The sequence below is a fragment of the Enterobacter sp. BIGb0383 genome, assembly GCF_003751845.1.
Lineage (GTDB): Bacteria > Pseudomonadota > Gammaproteobacteria > Enterobacterales > Enterobacteriaceae > BIGb0383.
In genome coordinates, this window is record NZ_RJKQ01000005.1 from 270,074 (window position 1) to 286,668 (window position 16,595).

14 protein-coding genes are annotated in these 16,595 nt (G+C 58.7%); 6 read left to right on the forward strand and 8 right to left on the reverse strand.

All coding sequences use genetic code 11. The features are described 5' to 3' along the window. Positions 1-17: 17 nt before the first annotated feature. From tauD to EDF81_RS21295, 6 genes are all read right to left on the reverse strand, one after another. Positions 18-866 (reverse strand): taurine dioxygenase, encoded by an 849-nt coding sequence (tauD, locus tag EDF81_RS21270; RefSeq protein ID WP_123350156.1) that lies wholly within the window; start codon positions 864-866, stop codon positions 18-20. Next, positions 863-1,690, reverse strand: coding sequence for a taurine ABC transporter permease TauC (gene tauC / locus EDF81_RS21275; protein WP_123350157.1), 828 nt, complete (start codon positions 1,688-1,690; stop codon positions 863-865). Before tauC ends, tauD begins: the two co-directional genes overlap by 4 nt. Next, entirely contained in the window at positions 1,687-2,454 is a 768-nt protein-coding gene (tauB, locus tag EDF81_RS21280; protein ID WP_123350158.1) for a taurine ABC transporter ATP-binding subunit, read from the reverse strand. The genes tauC and tauB overlap by 4 nt, the downstream gene beginning before the upstream one ends. Positions 2,455-2,465: 11 nt before the next feature. Further along, positions 2,466-3,428: a taurine ABC transporter substrate-binding protein gene (gene tauA / locus EDF81_RS21285; protein ID WP_123350159.1), complete on the reverse strand. Its 963-nt coding sequence runs from the start codon at positions 3,426-3,428 to the stop codon at positions 2,466-2,468. A gap of 141 nt (positions 3,429-3,569) precedes the next feature. Further along, positions 3,570-4,499 carry a haloacid dehalogenase-like hydrolase gene (locus EDF81_RS21290; RefSeq protein WP_123350160.1) on the reverse strand — a complete coding sequence of 310 codons (930 nt, stop codon included), beginning with the start codon at positions 4,497-4,499 and terminating at the stop codon, positions 3,570-3,572. A 94-nt stretch (positions 4,500-4,593) separates the two neighbouring features. Then, a complete protein-coding gene (locus tag EDF81_RS21295) occupies positions 4,594-5,721 on the reverse strand; it encodes a YdcF family protein (protein WP_221180835.1) in 1,128 nt (375 codons plus the stop codon). A 322-nt stretch (positions 5,722-6,043) separates the two neighbouring features. On the opposite strand from EDF81_RS21295, the gene EDF81_RS21300 reads away from it, so the two are divergent. The 6 genes from EDF81_RS21300 to fbpC all read left to right on the forward strand — a co-directional run bounded on the left by EDF81_RS21300 (position 6,044) and on the right by fbpC (position 13,832). Beyond that, the gene (locus EDF81_RS21300; RefSeq protein ID WP_123350161.1) at positions 6,044-6,673 is read left to right on the forward strand and encodes a response regulator transcription factor; all 630 of its coding nucleotides are present in this window, start codon (positions 6,044-6,046) and stop codon (positions 6,671-6,673) included. Beyond that, the gene (locus tag EDF81_RS21305) at positions 6,673-8,214 is read left to right on the forward strand and encodes an MASE1 domain-containing protein (RefSeq protein WP_123350162.1); all 1,542 of its coding nucleotides are present in this window, start codon (positions 6,673-6,675) and stop codon (positions 8,212-8,214) included. Before EDF81_RS21300 ends, EDF81_RS21305 begins: the two co-directional genes overlap by 1 nt. 84 nt (positions 8,215-8,298) lie before the next feature. Continuing rightward, entirely contained in the window at positions 8,299-9,588 is a 1,290-nt protein-coding gene (uhpC, locus tag EDF81_RS21310; RefSeq protein WP_123350163.1) for an MFS transporter family glucose-6-phosphate receptor UhpC, read from the forward strand. A gap of 14 nt (positions 9,589-9,602) precedes the next feature. After that, complete coding sequence (locus EDF81_RS21315) at positions 9,603-10,634, forward strand: ABC transporter substrate-binding protein (RefSeq protein WP_123350164.1); 1,032 nt, start codon at positions 9,603-9,605, stop codon at positions 10,632-10,634. Between the two features lie 68 nt (positions 10,635-10,702). Beyond that, positions 10,703-12,781: an iron ABC transporter permease gene (locus tag EDF81_RS21320; protein WP_123350165.1), complete on the forward strand. Its 2,079-nt coding sequence runs from the start codon at positions 10,703-10,705 to the stop codon at positions 12,779-12,781. Between the two features lie 4 nt (positions 12,782-12,785). Continuing rightward, the gene (fbpC, locus tag EDF81_RS21325; protein WP_123350166.1) at positions 12,786-13,832 is read left to right on the forward strand and encodes a ferric ABC transporter ATP-binding protein; all 1,047 of its coding nucleotides are present in this window, start codon (positions 12,786-12,788) and stop codon (positions 13,830-13,832) included. Positions 13,833-13,880: 48 nt separating this feature from the next. Here fbpC and mmuM read toward each other — a convergent pair whose 3' ends face one another. Further along, positions 13,881-14,810, reverse strand: a complete 930-nt coding sequence (gene mmuM, locus EDF81_RS21330; RefSeq protein ID WP_123350167.1) for a homocysteine S-methyltransferase — start codon at positions 14,808-14,810, stop codon at positions 13,881-13,883. Then, positions 14,797-16,197, reverse strand: a complete 1,401-nt coding sequence (gene mmuP / locus EDF81_RS21335; RefSeq protein WP_123350168.1) for an S-methylmethionine permease — start codon at positions 16,195-16,197, stop codon at positions 14,797-14,799. The genes mmuM and mmuP overlap by 14 nt, the downstream gene beginning before the upstream one ends. Positions 16,198-16,595 lie beyond the last annotated feature (398 nt).

The following is a 16,595-nucleotide window of genomic DNA, read 5'->3' on the forward strand; positions in this document are numbered from 1 at the left end:
GAATAGTTCGTTGCACTTTATGCCCGATAAAACGGCTTATCCCCCAGAATGGTTGCCCGATGCATAATGCGCCTTTGTGGCAGATAGTCGGCATTGGCGTAGTGCTGGGTGACTCGGTTATCCCAGATGGCGATATCATCCGGCTGCCAGCGCCACCGCACCTGAAACTCTGGTTTGGTGATATGGGCGAACAGGAAGCCCAGCAGTGCCTCGCTCTCTTTTTCGCTCAGATCGACAATCCTTGTGGTAAAGCCTTCGTTAACGAACAACGCCTGCTTGCCGCTGACCGGATGGGTGCGCACGACCGGGTGGAGCAGCGGCGGGTTTTTCGTAACCGCGTCCAGCCAGCGCTGGTGCTCTTCTTCGGTCTTGCGGAATTTATACTCCTGGAAAGATTTGCGGAAGTCGTGCTCGGCGTGCAGGCCGCTGAGCAGCGTCTGCAACGGCGTCGACAGCGCCTCAAAGGCGGCGATACCGCTGGTCCAGAGGGTATCGCCTCCGGTGGACGGCAGCTCTTTGGCGGCCAGAATCGCACCCGCAGGCGGCGTGTCGATAAAGGTGACGTCAGTGTGCCAGTTGTCGTTATCCGGAGGATTATCGTTATGGGTATCCAGCACGATAATCTCTTTCACGCCCTCGGCCTGAGGATAAACCGGGTGGATATGCAGATCTCCGAACCGCAGGGCCAGGTCGCGCTGCAGCGCGGGCGTGATGGCCTGATTACGCAGGAAAATCACCTGATGGCGCAGCAACGCATGGTAGAGCTGCTCAAACTGGTTGTCGCTCAGAGGACGGGTCAAGTCAGCGCCGGAAACCTGCGCGCCAATATACGGCCCCAGCGGGGTAATGTTCAGACGTTCACTCACTGGACTTCTCCATGCCAGGGGGTCAGGCGACGCTGTAGCGCGCGCAGCCCCAGCTCTAACGCAAAAGCGATAACAGCAATCACCGCGATCCCGGCCAACACCACATCGGTTGCCAGAAATTCACCCGCCGACTGCACCATAAAACCTAATCCCCGGGTGGCGGCAATCAGCTCCGCCGCCACCAGCGTGGACCAGCCAACACCCAGGCCAATACGCACCCCGGTAAGGATTTCCGGGAGCGCACCGGGGAGGATCACCCACCACAGTACCTGCACCCGGCTGGCGCCCAGAGACTGGGCAGCGCGAATCCGCACCTGCTGCGCACTCTTCACGCCCGCCAGCGCCGACATGGCAACGGGGGCGAATATCGCCAGATAAATCAGTAAAATTTTCGAGGTCTCGCCGATGCCGAACCAGATCACCATCAGCGGCAGATAGGCCAGCGGCGGCACCGGACGATAGAGTTCAATTAGCGGGTCAAGAATACCGCGCACCGTAGGGCTGAGACCCATGGCAATCCCCACCGGGACACCAAGGGCCACCGCCGCCAGCAGCGCCACTAAGATACGGCTCAGGCTGGCTGCCAGATGCTGCCACAGCGTAGCGTCCATAAAACCCTGAGGGCTGGCAACGAGCAGCAGCTTTTGCAGCACCTGACCCGGCGGCGGCAGAAACAGCGGGCTTACCACCTGCAGGGCCGCAACCGCCCACCAGATGGCCAGCAGCACCAGCAGCGTGCCGAGGCTTAACGTCAGCTGGCGGGACAGCGGCCAGTGCAGGTTAAGACTGCGTCGACGGGGTTTATCATTGATGACCACGCTCATTGAAACGCCTCCCGCTGGTCAAAGACCCGGCTCAGCACGTACTCGCGCTGCTGGATAAACTGCGGGTCGGATTTAATGCTGCGGCAGGATTCACCCGCCACAAAGCGGCGGCCAAAGTCGAGATGCAGGCGCTCCTGCACCCGGCCCGGTCCTGGCGAGAGCAGCACCAGCTCACTGGCCATAAACACCGCCTCTTCAATATCGTGGGTGATCAGCAATACCTGCTTGCCGGTTTCATTCCACAGCCGCAGCAGCAGAGTCTGCATCTGCTCCCGGGTAAAGGCATCCAGCGCCCCGAAGGGTTCGTCCAGCAGCAGAAGCTGCGGGTTCGCAGCAAGCGCACGGGCGATGCCGACCCGCTGACGCTGGCCGCCGGAGAGCTGCCAGATAAAGCGGTTTTCCGCCCCTTCCAGCCCGACGGTCTTCAGCATCTGCCGGGCGGTCTGCCGACGCTCTTCTTTTTCAACGCCCGCAATCTGCAGACCGAGCGCAACGTTATCCAGCACGCTACGCCAGGGCAGCAGCCCTTCATTCTGAAACACCACCCCGCGCTCCGCGCCCGGCCCTTCAATACGTTTCCCCTGCAGCGTGATACTGCCGTGACGTAGCGGGATAAACCCGGCCACCAGGTTCAGCAGCGTGGTTTTGCCGCAGCCGGACGGGCCAAGCACCACCAGCAGCTCGCCGCTATCGAGGGTCAGGTTGATATCTTCCAGCGCCGGTCGCCCGCCGTAGTCGGCATAAAGATTCGCTATCTGTAGCATCCGTCCTCCGGTTACTTCACAAAGCGGTCGGTCACGTACTGGCTATAGTCGTCCGACACCGCCGGGACTTTGCCCTGCTCTTTCAGGAACTGCGCGGTGTCGATAATCGCCTTATTGACCGGACCGGTAAGCTGGGTGACCTGCTGGGCAGCGGTAAGGTAGGTATTGCCCTTCACCAGGCCCGGCACGTCCGCTTCCGGCACGCCGCTCAGGCGCGACAGCTTGCTAAGGTTGTCCGGCTGTTTCAGCCAGGCTTCCGGGTTTTCGATATAGGGACGCTGGGCTTCGAGAGCGCTGTGAGCAAAGGCGCGCACGACTTCAGGATGTTTCTCGGCAAAGTCTTTGCGCACGACCCAGACGTCGAGAGTTGGCGAGCCCCACTGCCCGACCTGGGCGGAATCCGTCAGTACGGTGCCGTCTTTTTCCAGCTCATTGACCGCAGGCGCCCATACGTAGGCTCCGTCGATATCACCCCGCTGCCAGGCGGCGATAATCGCCGGGGGCTGAAGATTAAGGATCTGCACCTGACCTGGCTTAATGCCCCAGTGCTTCAGGGCCGCCAGCAGGCTGTAGTGGGTGGTGGAGATAAAGGGCACCGCGATACGCTTGCCGATCAGATCCTGCGGTTTAGTGATGCCTTTTTTCACCACCAGCGCTTCGGAGTTACCAAGCTGAGAGGCGAGCAGGAAGACTTCGATCGGCACCTGCTGGCTGGCAGCGACTGCCAGCGGACTGGAACCGATATTACCGATCTGTACGTCGCCGGAGGCGAGAGCACGCACCACGCTGGCGCCGCTGTCGAATTTACGCCAGTCAACGCTGGCCCCGCTTTCACGGGCGAAGGTGCTGTCTGCCTGGGCAACTTTGGCCGGTTCGGCAGAGGTCTGATACGCAACGGTGACGTTGACCGCCTGCGCCTGGAATGTCATAACCGCTGCTGCGGCTAAGAGTGAAATACGCGATGTGATGCCCATTGTCCTGCTCCCGTTTTTGCTGTTATGGGCGCAGTATTTCCAGGCGGCGGATATTGATAAAGGAATTAAAAATTCTTTTTAATTCCTTTCTGTTTTTAGCAAAAAAGCGGCAAAGCTTAGTCACACGTCGGGAAATAAGAATCAGCGGTTAACCGATCTCGCCAGTCTGGTATAGGTATGGCGCACACCGCGAATCACAATGCTGTAGGCGAGGATATTTTCCGGCAGCGCAATGCCCATATAGCCCGTATCGCCAATATGGTGCAGGTCAGCGCCGGCCATTTTGCTCATTAAGGCAATCTGGCGGATCGTATTCACATCAGCGCCTTCCTGAGAGGTGCCCACTGCGGTCATCGCCATGACGCCACAGGCATGGGCACACTCAATCAGCGCAGCGACTTTTTGCTGGCTCATACCCGGAATAGTACCGGGCGCAGGAACAAGCACGATGTCAGCGCCCTGGCTGGCAAACCAGGTCACATCCTCTTCGCTGATAATGGCGCTGCCGCTTTCTCTGACGATGCCCGCACCATGCATCTTGCCGGTAATCAATACGGCGGTATCACCGACGGCCTCGCGGATTTCCCGGACCGCCTCGCCCAGGGCACGGTTGCTGACGCCGTTACCTGGATTGCCCGTCAGCACCAGGATTCTGGCGCCCATCGCGACCAGTTTCCGGGCGTTGGCTGCCGTCGCCGCCCGTCCCTGCTTCATTTTCCAGATCTCGTCATGGCTGCTGGCGTACGCCGGATCCACGGCTTCAAGGTTGACGCCAATAATCCGCCCGGTCAGATGCTGCAGCGTGCGCAGTACCTCTTCAGGCGGCGTGTTCGCAGGCATTCCCTGGATCTGCGGGTTTTCGCTGTCAAACATATTGATCAGCAGAATATCTGCGCCCTGTGACGCGGCCAGTTCAGCGTTGGTGACATTGTTTAACAGTGGCTGAGTCACCGCGATGGTTTCGCTTACCATCACCCGCCCTTCGCTGGCGCGTAAGGCGTACAACAGCTCATCTTTGTTCATCGCTGCCAGGTCAGACGCGCTGCAATCGAGAAAACGTTTCGTTGTCATGGAAATCTTTCCCCTCTGAATAAGCAATCTGCCCCTGGCCCGCTTAATGAAACAAACGGGATAGAGGCGTTGTATTTACCTGTGCCGGGAAGGCTTATCTCTCTTCCAGCGGCGGGCTGCGGAAGCTCCACAGGCCCAGTGCTTTCAGGCCGTCGCGGTAGATACCCTGCAGTTCAGGGCGTCCCATGGTCTGGAGATCTTTGAGCGGTTTGTCCAGCGCAGCAACGGTGGTAAAGCGGATGTCGTGAGGGCCGGTTTGCCATCCGGCAATCTGGAAGATAGCTTCGGCGCGACGAACGTGGCTGCCGGAGCTAATAATCACCGCGTCTTTCACCCGATGCTTCGCCAGCCCGTAGCGGCTGTAGAGGGCGTTCTCAACGGTGGAGCGGGCGTAGTTCTCCTGATAAATGCGTTTGGCGTCAACGCCCTTGCTGACCAGCCAGTCGGCCATCAGCTTGCCTTCGGTTTTGCCATTCTGCGGCACGCCGCCGGTCACGATAATCAGAGACTCCGGCAGCTGTTTTGCGACTTCCAGCGTTTTTTCCAGTCGCTGGATCAGCACCTCATTCATGGTGCCGTCCGGATTCAGGGCATAGCCCAGCGTTACGATTGCCGGAGTACTGCCGTCGGCGTTGATCTGCTCAACCTGGGCCGCAGTAAGGCTATCGGTAATTTTTATCGCCGAAGCATCGTCTATCGCCTTAAAGAAACGCGTCACTTTTTCTGCCTGCAGGGGATCGATCTCTTTCAGCGCGGCCAGAGACTTTTCGCTCTCGGCATTCTGTTTCAGGAAGCGATTCCAGGCGGAAAGGTAGATCAGCGCATCCACGTCTCCCGGCGCGTCAGACAAAATCTGCTGGTATAACGCAACGGCTTTGTCGATATTGCCATTATAGATATACGCGCTGGCCGCGCTGAATAGCAGGTCGACGCGGTAGGGTTCCAGCTGATGGGCCTGGAGTAATTTCTCCGCCACAATTTCCATATTGGAGGCAGTTTTTCCGGTAAATCCAGCCCCGGAGATACGGGCCGGATTTTTAAAAGCCTGCAGCGCGTCGGCGACCAGCATATCGACGGTCTGTCGCTGCGTAACGTACTGGTCAAAGCTCGCTTCCGGCTGCGTTACCCCACTAAAAGCGGCACTTTGCAGCGAAAAGAGAGCACCGATAGTGAGCATCAGTAGCCGGCTGCCTGAATGGCGATAAGAACGCTTATTTTTCATTGCGAAATTCCTGTGTCATTTTCAGTCGGATAGCGGTCAGCTATCGGTCTATTACGGCTTACCCGGTGAAATAAATCACGTTATTTGTCATATGCATAAGCATTACGTTTATTTATTTCCTGCCTTGATACAACAAGGTTATTTCTTTATGCGAAATAACAAATAGCATTTTGTCATTTTTACAGCAAGGCAAATAGCGGATGGATTTCCTGAAATGTGACTATTGCATTTATGTTACATCCGTTACATTCCAGAAATAAGTACGTTGCCTGCCCCATCCTGGCAGGCATGATATATCCTTTTATGGCAAGAGAATGACGTTATGATTCGAGTGATACTGGTGGACGACCATGTGGTAGTACGCTCCGGATTCTCCCAGCTGTTAAATCTGGAAGAGGATTTGCAGGTTACCGATCAGTTCAGCAGCGCCGCTGCCGCCTGGCCCGCGCTGCTGCGCGATGACGTTGACGTGGCGGTTCTCGACGTTGCCATGCCGGATGAAAATGGCCTGAGCCTGCTGAAGCGCCTTCGCCAGCAGCGCCCCGCCTTCCGCGCGATTATCCTCAGTATTTATGACACCCCGGCGTTTGTGCAGAGCGCGATGGATGCAGGCGCCAGCGGCTATCTGACCAAGCGCTGCGGGCCGGAAGAGCTGGTCCATGCGGTGCGATCCGTCGGGCTCGGCGGCCACTATCTCTGCTCTGATGCGCTAAAAGCCCTGCGCGGCGGCGAGCGAACGCCTGCGGTGCTGGATGCCCTGACCCCACGCGAGCGGGAAGTCTTTACCCTGCTGGTACAGGGCCACAGCGTGAAGGAGATTGCCTTCCGCCTCGATCTCAGCCATAAAACCGTCCATGTTCACCGGGCTAATGTGCTGGGCAAACTCCAGTGCACCAGCACCATCGAGCTGGTGCACTTCGCGCTGGATAATCAGCTGCTGGCAGGCCACTGATGTCGCGATCCCTGCGTTTGACCGTACTGTCCCTGTTTATTACCCTCGCCTGGGGATCCGGCTGGCTGATGCTGTGGACGCTTAGCGTCTACCTCACTCAGAACGGCCAGCAGGCAGTACTGTTTCTGCCCCACGGCGTCAGCCTCGCGCTGCTGATTTTACTCTCCCGGCGCTTCTGGCCCGCGCTGGTGCTGCCTCAGCTGGTCGCGACGCTCTGGTTGCACAGCGAACAGTTGCTCACCAGCTACACCATGCTGGCCACGCCGCTGATCAACCTGATCCCGGCGCTGGTGGCCCAGCACTACTGGCATCGCTTTCCCCTCTACTGGCAGCGGCTATCGCTGCTGCTCGGTGCCGTGACCTTCGCCTCGTTGCTTAACACCCTGCTGCTGGCACCCTTCCTGCACAGCAGCGCCATTATGATCGGCATGGCGGCCTTTACCGGCGGCGTACTGCTGACGCCCTTTGTCTATCTGATCTTTGAGTTTCTGCGTCAGCAGCATCGCTACCACCTGCTGGGGCTGGATACCAGCAACCCGCCGCTGCGCACCTCCCTGATTATCTGGTGCAGCCTGTTCTTTATCATCGGTATCGGCACCCAGATGGTGATGTCACCCCAGATCGAGCGCCTGCTGCTGATCGTGGTGTTTTTACCGAACGTGGTGATGGCGTGGAAGTTTGGCTGGCAGGGCGGCGTGCTGGCCGGGCTGCTGGGGAGCATGATGATTACCATCGCCCGCCAGGTCGGCGTGGGATTCAGCAGCCTGATTGAACTGGAGATTTTTCTCTCCACCCAGTCACTGCTGGGAATCGGTCTGGGGATCGCCATCAGCCGTCAGCAGCACCTGGCCCAGAACCTGGACCACTACCGCCGAAGGCTGGAAGCGGAGCTGGATGCCCGTCGCCAGCTAACGGAGAAGCTGATCCACAGCGAGGAAGACACCCGTAAAAGCCTGGCCCGGGAGCTGCACGATGAGATCGGCCAGAACATTACCGCCATTCAAATCCAGACCCAGCTGGTCAAGCGCAGCAGCGATACGGACCTGGCGCTGGCGGCGGCCGGGCAGATTAACGAACTGGCACGGCGTATTCACCACTCTACGCGCCAGCTCCTGCGCCAGCTGCGTCCGCCGGTACTGGATGAATTATCGCTTGAAGAGGCCCTGCACCATCTGGTCAACGAATTCGCCTTTGCCGAACGCGGCATTCAGTGCCGTTTTGACTACCGTCTGGCGCAGCCGCCACAGAGTGAAACCCTGGTTTTTACCCTCTACCGCCTGCTTCAGGAACTGCTGAACAACGTCTGCAAACACGCGGACGCCAGCGAGGTCAGCATCGCCCTCTGGCAGCAGAACGATCGCCTGCATCTGGCGGTCAGGGATAACGGCGTCGGCCTTGTCAGCGGCGGCCAGCCAGGTTTCGGCATCCAGGGAATGCGCGAGCGCGTCAGCGCGCTCGGCGGTGAGCTAACCCTGGAATCACGTCAGGGCACGCGCGTAATTGTTAACCTGCCCACACTTTTGCAACAAACCCCACGCTAACCAGGAAAAAGTCTTAGTCACGCCGGACTTTGTCTCATCCCCTTTCTTAGCCACTTACTTATAGTCAGCGCCAGTGGAGGCCGTATGCGCGCAGATCAAATCAACCAGCAGTACCGGGCCCTGCGCCCGCGATTGTTGCTGTGCATGGTGATAGGTTACGCCGCGTTTTACCTGACGCGAAAAAGCGTGAACACCATCCTGCCCGCCCTGCAGACGGATCTGGGGTTAGATAAAGGTGATATCGGCCTGCTCGGCTCGCTGTTTTATCTCAGCTACGGGCTGTCGAAATTTGCCGCCGGACTGTGGCACGACAGCCATGGACAGAAGTGGTTTATGGGCGTCGGGCTGTTCGCTACCGGCGTGCTGAACGTACTTTTCGCCTTTGGCGAATCGCTGCCGATGCTGCTGGTGGTCTGGACGCTGAACGGATTTTTTCAGGGATGGGGATGGCCTCCCTGCGCTCGCCTGCTGACTCACTGGTACTCGCGCAACGAACGCGGACTGTGGTGGGGATGCTGGAATGCCTCAATCAATATCGGCGGGGCGATTATCCCGCTGATTTGCGCCTTTGCCGCCCATTTGTGGGGCTGGCAGGCGGCGATGCTGACACCGGGGATCATCAGCATGGCACTGGGGATATGGCTGACCACGCAACTGCGGGGAACACCGCAGGAAGAGGGTCTGCCGACGGTGGGTGAATGGCGGCACGATCCGCTGGAGCTGCGACAGACCGCCGCCAGCCCGCCGATGGGACTGTGGCAGATGCTGCGCACAACGATGCTGCATAACCCACTGATCTGGCTACTGGGCGTCTCCTATGTACTGGTATATCTCATCCGCATTGCGCTTAACGACTGGGGCAATATCTGGCTGACGGAAAGCCACGGTATCAACCTGCTGAGCGCTAACGGCGCGGTGATGCTGTTTGAAGTGGGCGGATTACTGGGCGCGCTCTTTGCGGGATGGGGTTCCGACCTGCTGTTCAGCGGCCAGCGCGCACCGATGATTTTGCTGTTTACTCTCGGGCTGGTGGTGTCGGTTGCCGCCCTCTGGCTGGCGCCGGTGCATCACTATGTTTTGCTGTCGATGTGCTTCTTTAGCGTCGGATTTTTTGTCTTTGGCCCGCAAATGCTGATTGGCCTCGCCGCCGTCGAGTGTGGCCATAAAGGGGCTGCGGGTTCGATAACCGGCTTCCTTGGGGTCTTTGCCTACCTGGGAGCCGCACTGGCGGGATGGCCGCTGTCGCAGGTGATTGAACGCTACGGCTGGTCCGGAATGTTCAGCCTGCTCTCGGTTGCCGCCGTACTGATGGGTTTATTGCTGATGCCGCTGCTGATGGCGGGGATAACCGCCTCACGCAGTCACCTGAAATGATAAAGGACACAATAATGAAAATGACACCGCTCTGTACCCTGATCGCCGCCGGTATTACGCTGGCAACCCTTGCGGGCGCCGCCCAGGCCAAAGGCCGCCTGGTGGTTTACTGCAGCGCCACCAACGAGATGTGCGAGGCCGAAACCAAAGCCTTCGGCGAAAAGTATGATGTCAAAACCTCGTTTATCCGCAACGGCTCCGGCAGCACGCTGGCGAAAATCGACGCCGAGAAGAAAAACCCGCAGGCCGACGTCTGGTACGGTGGCACCCTCGACCCGCAATCTCAGGCTGGTGAAATGGGCCTGCTGCAGGCGTACAAGTCGCCCGAGCTGAAAAATATCATGGAGCAGTTCCGCGATCCGGCAAAGGTAAAAGGTAACTACTCCTCCGCCGTTTACGTCGGCATTCTCGGCTTTGGCGTGAACACCCAGCGTCTGAAAGAGAAAAACCTGCCTGTACCGGCCTGCTGGAAAGATCTGACCAAGCCGGAATACAAAGGCGAAATCCAGATTGCCGACCCGCAAAGCTCCGGCACCGCCTACACCGCGCTGGCGACCTTCGCCCAGCTGTGGGGCGATGAACCGGCTTTCGAATATCTGAAACAGCTAAATGCCAACGTTTCCCAGTACACCAAGTCCGGTATCGCCCCGGCGCGTAACGCCGCCCGCGGTGAAACCGCTATCGGTATCGGCTTCCTCCACGACTACTCCCTGGAAAAAGAGCAGGGAGCACCGCTGACGCTAGTTTCTCCGTGCGAAGGCACCGGGTATGAAATCGGCGGCGTCAGCATCCTGAAAGGGGCACGCAACGCGGATAATGCGAAGCTGTTCGTGGACTGGGTGCTGTCGAAAGAAGCCCAGGAGCTGGCGTGGAAAAAAGGGAAGTCCTATCAGATCCTGACCAACACCACCGCCGAAACCTCACCGAACTCGCTCAAACTGGATGATCTGAAGCTGATTAATTACGACATGGACAAGTACGGTTCTACTGACGTGCGTAAAGCGCTGATCAACAAATGGGTTAGCGAAGTGAAGATGGGCAAATAAGCCCGCCATAAGAAGAGCCTTATCGCCCGGCGGCGCGTCGCTGTCGGGCCAGTCAACTCGGTGCCACTATGTCACATGCAATCACTCTCCCTCCCGTCAAAAAACGGGATGCGGTATTCCTGTGGGTTTTACTCGGCTGGCTGGCGTTTGCCCTGCTGCCGAGCTGGAGCCTGGATTACGGCCTGCTGGAGTCCACCTCGGACGAAATCTACGCGGCCTACGGCTGGTCAGAGCCTAACCTGAGCTGGCTGTGGTATCTGCTGCCAACGCTCCTGCTGGTGCGCCCGTGGCGTGAAGCCCGACGCGAAGCCCGTGGCCGCCACTGGTTTGACGCGGGCTGGGCGCTGCTGTGCATCGCCTTTATCGCCGTCAGCGCTACCGTGGAAGGTCGCGGTCTGGGCTACGCCACCATCGTACTGTTTGTGGCTCTCGGGGCCATTATGGCTCAGGCCTTAACCCGTCTGGAATGGCTGGGCGGCGACCGGTTTGTGATCGGCTCGCTTATCGCCATCGTTGCGCTGATCGGTATTTTTATCGTCTGGCCCAGCATCGCGATTTTTATCCCGATGTTCAGCAACGACGCGGGTGAATTCGCCCCGCTGGCGTTTATAAACGTCCTGTCCCAGGCCCATATCATTCAGGTCATCCTGAACTCGATTCTTCTCTCTATCGCCGTGGGCGTCGGCTGTACCTTCTTTGGCCTGGTGCTGGCGATCTACACCACCCGTATTGCACAGCGCGGAGCCATTATTGGCCGTATCTTCTCGATCCTGCCGATCGTGACGCCGCCGTTTGTGGTTGGCCTCGGCGTAACCCTGATGATGGGCCGATCCGGCTATATTACCGAGCTGATGGTGGACTGGTTCGGGCTGACCAATACCAACTGGCTGTACGGCTTTACCGGGATCTGGCTGGCGCAGGTACTGGCCTTTACCCCGATGGCCTTTATGATCCTCGACGGGGCGATCAAGACGATCCATCCGTCGCTGGAAGAGGCGTCCTATACCCTGCGCGCCAGCCGCTGGCAGACCTTTAACGGCGTCTTTGTTCAGTTGCTGAAACCGGCCCTGGCGAACGCCTTCCTGATCGTGGTGGTGCAGTCGCTGGCGGACTTCAGTAACCCGCTGGTGCTCGGCGGCAACTTCGACGTGCTGGCAACGCAAATTTACTTCTATATCACCGGTTCCCAGCTCGACTATCAGGCCGCCAGTACCCTGGGCGCGTTCCTGCTGCTGTTCTCGCTGCTGGTGTTCTGCGTACAGTATATGTGGATCGGCAAGCGCTCCTACGTCACCGTGTCCGGCAAGTCCTACCGTGGCGATGTTCAGCCGCTGCCGGTTACCCTGGTCTGGAGCGTGCTGGCCCTGCTGGCGGTGTGGATCGCCTTTAACGCCCTGCTCTACGGCAGCATTTTCTACGGCAGCTTTACGGTGAACTGGGGCGTGGACTACACACTGACCTTCGATAACTTTATCAAGCTGTTCGGCCAGGGCATGAGCGACGGCGCGTGGCCTTCCCTGCTCGATACCCTGCTCTACGCCGGGATCGCGGCACCGATTACCGCTATCTTTGGCCTGCTGATTGCCTGGGTTGTGGTGCGCCAGCAGTTTAAGGGCAAGAAGACCATCGAGTTCACCACCATGCTCTGCTTTGCGGTGCCGGGCACCGTGGCCGGGGTCTCCTATATCCTCGCCTTTAACAGCGCGCCGGTGTATCTCACCGGGACGGCGGCCATCGTGATTATTTCGATGGTAATGCGTAACGTGCCGGTCGGTATCCGCGCCGGTATCGCCGGTCTGGGTCAGATCGACAAGTCGCTGGATGAAGCTTCTCTTAGCCTGCGCGCCGGGTCCCTGCGTACCATCACGCATATCCTGCTGCCGCTGCTGCGCCCGGCGATCCTCTCGGCGCTGATCTACAGCTTCGTGCGTGCGATCACCACCGTCAGCGCCATTGTGTTCCTCGTCACGCCGGATACCCGCGTCGCGACGGCCTATATCCTGAACCGCGTGGAAGACGGCGAATACGGCGTGGCTATCGCCTACGGCTCCATTCTGATCGTCGTGATGCTGGCGATTATTTTCCTCTTTGACTGGCTGATCGGTGAAGCACGTATTTCCCGCTCCAAAGCCAAAAACCAGGCGTAATACTATGACTCAGAAACATTTTGTTGAGCTGCGCAACGTCAGCAAACGCTTTGGCAGCAATAGCGTGATTGAAAATATCAACCTCGCCATCCCTCAGGGTGAGATGGTGACCCTGCTCGGGCCGTCGGGCTGCGGCAAAACCACCGTGCTGCGTCTGGTCGCCGGACTGGAGAAACCCAGCGAAGGGCAGATTTTTATCGACGGTGAGGACGTCACCCATCGCTCAATTCAGCAGCGCGATATCTGTATGGTGTTCCAGTCCTACGCGCTCTTCCCGCATATGTCACTGGGCGAGAACGTCGGCTACGGCCTCAAGATGCTGGGCGTGTCGCGAAGTGAGATTAAAACGCGGGTGCACGAGGCGCTGGCGATGGTCGATCTGGAAGGATTTGGAGACCGCTATGTCGATCAGATTTCCGGCGGTCAGCAGCAGCGTGTGGCCCTGGCCCGTGCGCTGATCCTCAAGCCGAAGGTACTTCTGTTTGATGAGCCATTAAGTAACCTCGATGCCAACCTGCGCCGCAGCATGCGCGATAAAATTCGCGAACTGCAAAAGCAGTTTAATATTACCTCCCTGTACGTCACCCACGATCAGAGCGAAGCCTTTGCCGTCTCCGATACGGTGCTGGTCATGAACAAGGGGAATATTATGCAGATCGGCTCGCCGCAGGATCTCTATCGCCAGCCGGCGTCACGCTTTATGGCCAGTTTTATGGGCGATGCCAACCTCTTCCCGGCCACCTTCACGGCGGATCATGTGGATATTTACGGCTATGCGCTGCCGCGCCCGGCGCACTTTATCAGCAGCGGCAACGGCACCGTTGGCGTACGTCCGGAAGCCATTACCCTGAGCGATCGCGGGACGGAGAGCCAGCGCTGTATTATCCGTCACGTGGCCTATATGGGACCGCAGTATGAGGTGATGGTGGAGTGGCACGGGCAGCAGATCCTGCTGCAGGTCAATGCGACCCGACTGCAGCCGGACGTAGGGGAAAGCTACTATCTGGAGATCCACCCGTACGGGATGTTTGTGCTGGCGGATGCCGCATAAATAAAACCGGATATTCCCCTCTCCCGTTTTTGGCAGAGGGGAATATGACTACCGCGTCGCCACCAGCCCCGCAATATCCTTCGGCGTTGTCCGACAGCAGCCGCCAATCAGCTTCGCCCCCGCCGCCAGCCACTGCGGCAAATATCCCGCCAGCGTTTCACAGGCTTCACCGTGGTGATGCCAGGTTTTGCTGACCGCATCATAGTGCTCACCGGAGTTGGGATAGACCACCAGCGGTAGCGCGGTCAGGCTATGCAGATGCGCAAGCGCCGCCGTGGTATTTTCCAGCGCAATGCAGTTAATCCCCAGCGCCACCGCCTGCGGGCATTCCGCAAGCCAGGCCACCACCTCGCGCAGTGGCGTGCCGTCGCTGAGATGTTCACTGTCGCGCAGGGTAAAGGAGAACCATGCCCGGGCGCGAGGATACTCTGCCAGCAGCGCCGTCAGGGCGCGGATTTCCGCAAACGAGGGCAGGGTTTCACAGGCCAGCAGGTCGGCCCCGGCGTCCAGCAGCGCTTCGACGCGCGGGCGGTGAAAATCGATAAAAGTCTCTTCGCTGCGCACATAGTCGCCGCGATACTCCGAGCCATCGGCAAGGTACGCGCCGTACGGCCCCACGGAACCGGCCACCAGCAGGGTGCCGGCATTCGCGTTCTCGGCCAGATACGCCTCACGCGCTTTACGCGCCAGCTCCACGCTTTTACCAATCAGCGCACGGGACTGCGCCTCGTCCAGACCACGCGCGGCAAAACCGGCCGGCGTCGCCTGGTAACTGGCGGTGATCGCCACCTGCGCCCCGGCGCGGAAATAGTCCAGATGGACATCGCGGATAAGCGATGGGTTTTCCATCAGCACTTTGGCGGACCACAGGCTATCGGCCAGGTTACAACCTCGCGCTTCCAGCTCCGTCGCCATCGCCCCGTCCAGCACCACAAAGGGGCGTTCAAGGAGGGCGGTAAGCGGATTATTCTGCGACATGTTCAGGCTCCTGCACAAATTTAGGACGCGTTAAGAAGTACGCACCATAACACAGCGCGACAAACGGCAGCCCACAGTAAAGGGCGATGCGCTGGCTGGGATCAAAAGCCAGTCCGACGCAGGCCACCAGGCAAAGTACAAAGCCCAGTACCGGCACCAGCGGATACCAGGGAGCGCGATACTGCAGATCCGCCAGGGTTTTCCCGGCCTGCAGATGGCGACGGCGGAAGACAAAATGCGCGGCACAGATGCTGATCCATACCGCCACAACCGCAAAGCCGGAAATTGCCGACAGGGCAACAAACACCGTATCCGGCGCGACCACGCTTGAGAACAGCGCCAGCACGCCGCCAAGCATGGAGACCGACAGCGCCGTCAGCGGCACGCCATTTTTATTGACCCGGGCAAAGCAGGCCGGCAGTGTTTTCTGGTTCGACAGGGACCACAGCATACGACCGGAGGCATACAGCCCGGAGTTGGCCGCGGAGAGGATCGCCGTCAGGATCACAACGTTAAAGATATCCGCCGCATAAGGGATCCCCACCTTTTCAAAGACCAGCACAAAGGGGCTTTTCTCCACGCCCGCCTGCTCCATCGGGATCAGCGCCGCCAGCACAAATACGGTGCCGATAAAGAAGATAATCAGCCGGGCAATGGTGGTGCGAATGGCAACCGGGATAACCTTATGCGGATTTTCCGTTTCACCGGCGGCAATCCCGATCAGCTCGGTGCCGGAGAAGGCGAAGTTTACCGCCACCATGGTCATCAGGATCGGCAGGCCGCCGTGCGGGAACCAGCCCTCAGCGGTAATGTTCGACAGGCCCGGCGCGGGTGAGCCATCCTGCATCGGGATAAAGCCAAAGATTGCCGCTCCGCCGAGAAGAATAAAAGCGATGATGGTGATCACCTTCACCAGTGAGAACCAGAATTCCCCTTCGGCAAAGAAGCGAGTAGAGATCACGTTGAGGGCGAAGATCACCGCACAGAAGAGGCCGCACCACGCCCAGATAGGCACCTGCGGAAACCAGTACTGCATGCAGAACCCGGCGGCGGTAAAGCTCGACCCGAGCGCCACGGTCCAGGTCAGCCAGTAGAGCCAGGCCACGGTATAGCCCGTCGCCGGTCCGAGATAGCGGGCAGCATAAACGTGAAAGGCGCCGGTTTCCGGCATCGCCACCGAGAGCTCGCCGAGGCACTGCATGACCAGCCAGACCACCAGCGCGCCGATAGCGTAGGCCAGCAGCGTGCCTGCTGCGCCCGTGGTGGAGATGATATAGCCGGTGTTAAAAAACAGGCCGGTGCCAATCACTCCGCCGAGGGAGAGCATCACCAGATGGCGGGTTTTCATGGTGCGCTTAAGCTGCCCACCCTGCGGTTCTGTTTGCATATTACCTTCTAAACGTATGGACATCTAAACTGCTAAATGACGTACGTTATAGCGCTTTTGTAAAGAAAAAGCGAGAAGGAAGGCAACAGGCTGAAGAGCATCAGCGAATCAGCACCAGTCTCCCCCGCGGCGGCGTCCGCAGCGGATACGCGGTCACAATCACATAGAGTATCGGTCGCCAGGCCATAAACACCTCCGTCCTGTCTGATGATAATCAAACTGTGGCAGCTCCCCGGATTTATTTCCTGGCTCCTCGTCACTCTCCTGATTCAGAATCGGATGAAAATGCGCCACCTCTCAGGGCAATAGACATTTGCCCGAAAAACGTGTCGACTGGGCCACAAAATAGCAACAAAAACCAGGCAAATTAACGATTTTGAATAAAGCGTGATCTACTC

Excerpts from the sequence above, each read along its gene's own strand:
- tauC (WP_123350157.1), bottom strand. The coding sequence starts at position 1,690 with ATGAGCGTGGTCATCAATGATAAACCCCGTCGACGCAGTCTTAACCTG.
- EDF81_RS21300 (WP_123350161.1), top strand. The coding sequence starts at position 6,044 with ATGATTCGAGTGATACTGGTGGACGACCATGTGGTAGTACGCTCCGGA.
- uhpC (WP_123350163.1), top strand. The coding sequence starts at position 8,299 with ATGCGCGCAGATCAAATCAACCAGCAGTACCGGGCCCTGCGCCCGCGA.
- fbpC (WP_123350166.1), top strand. The coding sequence starts at position 12,786 with ATGACTCAGAAACATTTTGTTGAGCTGCGCAACGTCAGCAAACGCTTT.
- EDF81_RS21320 (WP_123350165.1), top strand. The coding sequence starts at position 10,703 with ATGTCACATGCAATCACTCTCCCTCCCGTCAAAAAACGGGATGCGGTA.
- mmuM (WP_123350167.1), bottom strand. The coding sequence starts at position 14,810 with ATGTCGCAGAATAATCCGCTTACCGCCCTCCTTGAACGCCCCTTTGTG.
- mmuP (WP_123350168.1), bottom strand. The coding sequence starts at position 16,197 with ATGCAAACAGAACCGCAGGGTGGGCAGCTTAAGCGCACCATGAAAACC.
- EDF81_RS21305 (WP_123350162.1), top strand. The coding sequence starts at position 6,673 with ATGTCGCGATCCCTGCGTTTGACCGTACTGTCCCTGTTTATTACCCTC.
- tauB (WP_123350158.1), bottom strand. The coding sequence starts at position 2,454 with ATGCTACAGATAGCGAATCTTTATGCCGACTACGGCGGGCGACCGGCG.
- EDF81_RS21295 (WP_221180835.1), bottom strand. The coding sequence starts at position 5,721 with ATGAAAAATAAGCGTTCTTATCGCCATTCAGGCAGCCGGCTACTGATG.
- tauA (WP_123350159.1), bottom strand. The coding sequence starts at position 3,428 with ATGGGCATCACATCGCGTATTTCACTCTTAGCCGCAGCAGCGGTTATG.
- EDF81_RS21290 (WP_123350160.1), bottom strand. The coding sequence starts at position 4,499 with ATGACAACGAAACGTTTTCTCGATTGCAGCGCGTCTGACCTGGCAGCG.
- EDF81_RS21315 (WP_123350164.1), top strand. The coding sequence starts at position 9,603 with ATGAAAATGACACCGCTCTGTACCCTGATCGCCGCCGGTATTACGCTG.